The organism is Marvinbryantia sp., assembly GCF_047017445.1.
GTDB lineage: Bacteria > Bacillota > Clostridia > Lachnospirales > Lachnospiraceae > Marvinbryantia.
In genome coordinates this window covers 93,035-97,500 of the sequence record NZ_JBKXTT010000001.1, presented here as the reverse complement: position 1 = coordinate 97,500, position 4,466 = coordinate 93,035, and the positions used below count along the sequence as shown (strand labels likewise).

Annotated in this window: 4 protein-coding genes; 2 read left to right on the top strand and 2 right to left on the bottom strand. The window is 46.8% G+C overall.

Going from position 1 to position 4,466, the window contains the following annotated elements; genetic code table 11:
* Positions 1-155: 155 nt before the first annotated feature.
* On the top strand, positions 156-482 hold the full coding sequence (locus ACLU9Q_RS00460) for a hypothetical protein (RefSeq protein ID WP_296832007.1): 327 nt from the start codon (positions 156-158) through the stop codon (positions 480-482).
* A gap of 195 nt (positions 483-677) precedes the next feature.
* Here ACLU9Q_RS00460 and ACLU9Q_RS00455 read toward each other — a convergent pair whose 3' ends face one another.
* Positions 678-2,399, bottom strand: coding sequence for an ABC transporter ATP-binding protein (locus ACLU9Q_RS00455; protein ID WP_296832005.1), 1,722 nt, complete (start codon positions 2,397-2,399; stop codon positions 678-680).
* Positions 2,371-3,465 carry a helix-turn-helix domain-containing protein gene (locus ACLU9Q_RS00450; protein WP_296832004.1) on the bottom strand — a complete coding sequence of 365 codons (1,095 nt, stop codon included), beginning with the start codon at positions 3,463-3,465 and terminating at the stop codon, positions 2,371-2,373. The genes ACLU9Q_RS00455 and ACLU9Q_RS00450 overlap by 29 nt, the downstream gene beginning before the upstream one ends.
* 208 nt (positions 3,466-3,673) lie before the next feature.
* Here ACLU9Q_RS00450 and ACLU9Q_RS00445 point away from each other — a divergent pair.
* Positions 3,674-4,466 (top strand): type I 3-dehydroquinate dehydratase (locus tag ACLU9Q_RS00445; protein WP_412624518.1); only part of this gene is annotated, 793 nt, incomplete at its 3' end.

Here is a 4,466-nt window from a genome sequence, read left to right as displayed (position 1 = left end):
ATCCGGGACATTTTCATATGTGGTATACTAGGACATTATCATAAATGGCTTATACTAAGGCGAAAACAGCAGGAGAAAATCTTTCCATTTTATATAAATTGTGGTATGATAAAAACGGCTGTAGATATCATTTTATTTCAGAAGGAGGTACCAAAATGAGTGAAGTAATCAAAAAGATACAGGATATGATCAGCGCGCCTTCCTGCTGCGCAGAGCTGAAGGCTGCGGGACAGGCGTATCTGGACGCTGTGGGAACCGAAAAAGAAGCCGCGGCAAAGGAAGCGCTTATTGCGGAGATTGATGCGGATGTTACGCCCATTGATGGTCTGATTGCCTTTGCCGGTTCCGATATGGGCGCAAAGGTATTCGGAGAAAAGACCGGAGCTGTTCTTGCGCACGCCCAGGACATCAAAGCAAAGGGTGCGCTTTACTGCGACTGCCAGGCATGTGCGGACGCGCTGGCGGTAAAGGAGCTGCTGTAAGCAAAAAAAGAGACCATGAAGAAACTATCTGCGTGCTGCAATCCGCAGGCGTCATAGCCGGGGACTTTTGTCCCCGGCATCATACAATTAACGAGAGGATATTATGGTTATGTTTAAGAGCCTGGTTAGCAGTAGTGACCAGGATACTAACCAAGGTACTGACCAGGCTGACCAGGATGGCTCATGGACGGAGCATCACTGGGAAATCGTAAACAGCGAATAGAAATATCCTTTCTCTGCAATCAGTTCATCGAAAGTTCCCGATTCAACAATCGAGCCATTTTTCAGCGTAATAATGCCATCGTATTGTCTGAGCAGAGTCTCATTAAGGGCGTGCGTAACCACGATGCCCGTTACACCTTCCAGTCCGAGAATCGCACTTGATACCTGACAGGCGGTTTCGGCGTCCAGGGCTGCGGTTGCCTCGTCAACAAGAAGCACCTTTGTCTTTTTGAGCAGGCTGCGTGCAATGGAGATACGCTGTTTTTCGCCGCCGGACAATCCGCTGCCATTCTCTCCGCAGAGATAGTCCTCACCACGCTCCTTTATCAGTTTTGACAGGCCGGAAAGCTCGATTGCCCGCTCCACCTCCGCCGCCGGAAACTCATGGAACATCGTGATATTATCGCGGATAGAGGCGTTGAAAATAAAGACATTCTGCTGAATCATCGAAACGATGTCATACAGCGATTCACTGCTGATGTCCTTTACTTCCTGTCCGTCATAGCAGATTTGTCCGGAGTAGTTTCCGTGACTCGCCATAAGCAAATTCAGAAGCGTAGATTTTCCGCTGCCGGAGGTTCCCACGATTGCGTATTTTTTCCCGGCATCGAAGGCAGTGCTGATATTGTGCAGAACATCACATTCTGCATCATAACCAAACGTAACATTTTTCATCGTAATCCCGGTGTTTAACTGATTTGGAATGTGCATACCTTCATCACGTACATTGCCTTCCAGAGAATCAGCGAGTTTGTCAATCAGTGCGATTGCCGCTTTTCTCGATGCGAGCTGTTCCGGCAATTCCTGGATTGGCTGAATCACATAAGCTGTCAGATTAATAAAAGCAATCAGTATGCCCGGTGTGATATCCTGACCGGATGAAGCGAGCCAGGCACCGGCTAAAAACGTTCCGAGCTGTGCGGTAATCCCTGCCACGCTTGCCAGACAGCCGATGACCGTTACCAGCTTCCGCTTCTTACATTTGGCTTGTTCTGCGGCGGTGTTGTTATGTGCAAACAAATCAAAGATGGCATTTTCCGCCTTGAAGCTTTTGATTATAGAGAAACCGCTCAGGCTGTCTTTTAATGTGGCAATTAACTTACTGTTTTTCTCGGATATGTTTCTTTCCACTGTTTCCATGCGGTTCCCTGTGATATAGGATACGCCGATGGGCAGCAGGAAAAATGCGCAGGCGATAACTGTCATCAGCGGATGATACATAAGCATCATCAGTAATGCACCGGTCAGCATGATAATATTAGACAAAATGTTGAATTGCATATCCAAATAACCATTCTCAACGGTCGCGGCATCATTGGAAAATGCAGATATGTAATTCGCGGTATTTTCAACATAAAATGCGGAAATGTTCTTCTGGGTCAGCTTATGGAATGCATAATCTTTATATTGTCTCATCGCCTTTTCCATAAAATGCGGCCGGGAAAAGTAACTCATTGCTTTCAGAAGAAGAATCGCTGCGACCACGCTGACAACGTACCAGACTAAAACAGGCAACCCAAAAGCGCCGGAAACACCCGATACAAAATCAACCATCTGCTGCAGCATCCATGCAATCCAGAGGTTGAGAGCGGCAGTCAGCAGTGAGGAAATCAGGGCAATCAAAAAGGAAGCATGATTCTTTTTGTAAAACTGGGCGATATATTTTTTACTGGCAGATTTGTGTTTGTGATTCATCTTTGACCCTCCTCCATAAATCAGATAATTCGTTTTTTTCATGTTTTGCTATGAGATTGTCAATCCCGATGATTGCAGTTTCTCCTAAATCATCGAAAGCGGTTGCAGGTGTCCCGCAGGAGAAAAAGCGAATGTTTGATGCGTCATAGCTGGGCGCTTCGTCAAACAGCAGCGCAATCGTTTTTGCCTGACGGAGACTGTTTATGGCATCCTCTTTTTTATTAAGTGACAATAGGACCTCCGCCCGGACTGCCCAGAGAATGGCTTCACTTTTGTCCATGTAGCTTCGTTTTCCGGGAACCCGCAGTCCGGGGTAGAATGCAAGCGCCCAGTCCACAAGAAGCAGTGCGTCCTGATAATTCCCGGTTTTACAATAGACATTGAGATATCCCGTAACGATTGACATATGCGTTCTGGTTAAGTCGAGCAGCGCCATTGATAAATACGGCAAAGCTCCTTTCGGGTCATCGCATGCGGATGCCAATGTCTGCCCGATAAGCGGATGATTTAAGCGGCAGGGATTGTACTGTTTCAATATTTCCAGACATTTATCGTATTCACCAAGCGTAAGGTAAATATCTGCCATTTCATTGCGGACAGAGATTTCGCTGACCTCCGGGTCGGTATTCTGTCCAATCATCATACACGCACGTTGATACAGAGCAAGTGCTCTTCTGGAGTATTCGGGTTTATTCTGACAAAGACCTCTTACACGATATATCCGCGCGCTGTAATAGGCTATCTCAAAACAATTCGGATAGCGCTGCAGCGATTTTTCAATATCTGCGTAAACATCTTCGCTGCTTCTGTCGTGGAGATACTGCTTTAATCTTGCGATCACATTTTGTCTGTCGTTGTTCCGGAACTGATATCCTATCAGCGCATCAATGGATACCTCAAACAAATCCGCCATTTCCGCAATCAGATTTAACTCCGGTGTCGCTACGCCACGCTCCCATTTTGAGACAGAAGCAAAGGTGACGCCCAATGCCTCCGCCAGCTGTTCCTGTGTCATGGAATGTTCTTTTCGTAATTTGCTGATATTTGCGGCAAGAGATAATTTCATTTTTGTGTTCCTCCATTTTCTTCGTATCTATATCATAGCACGAATTTCTGAACATGGAAGGTATCACAGGTATAATTAGTTCAATAATTTCTAAACTGTTGGTTTAGAAATGGCTTTTTTCTTTTATGGTAGGAAAAGAGGCGGACCTGTGGTAGAATAATGGTAAGCAGAAAATGATGTTATTTTACCGGGAAAGAGGAAACGGAGCATGGATTATAATTTAGAACGATTTCGGAGTGCACAGCAGAATTATTACCAGACTGCCCTGCAGGAGATAAAAGCAGGACAGAAACACAGCCACTGGATGTGGTTTATTTTTCCGCAGATTGCGGGACTGGGTTACAGCGAAATGGCCAGGTATTATGCAATAAGAGACATGGATGAGGCGAAAGCATATATGGAAGATGATATGCTGGGGCAAAATCTCGTGGAAATATCGGAGGCGCTTCTGGAGACAGAATCCAGTGATGCACAGGAAGTGATGGGATGGCCGGATAACCTGAAGCTGAAATCTTCTATGACGTTATTTGCCTTGGCAAAGCCGGAATGCGAAGTATTTCAGAAGGTGCTGGATAAGTTTTTTCACGGGGAGCCGGATCAGAAAACGGTGGAGATTTTGTGTGATAGTTCTGATATTGTTTATGCACAGAAGGTAATTGGGAAGAGAAAGGATTCGTCTGCTATGTCAAATACTGTAAAAATCCGCAATCTGATTCTGGGGGAGGGAATCCCCAAAATCTGCGTGCCTGTGATGGGCAGAACACGGCAGGAAATTGTATATTCTGTCCGCAACGCAATGGAGCAGGGCCCGGACATGATCGAGTGGAGAGCTGACTTTTTGGAGGAGCCGGAAGCATTCCCGGAGCGTGCGGCGGGCAAGGAGGGTGCAGCAGTTATCCCGGAGCGCGCGGCGGGCAGGGAGGGTACAGCAGTTATCCCGGAGCGTGCGGCGGGCAGGGAGGGTACAGCAGTTATCCCGGAGCGTGCGGCGGGCAGGGAGG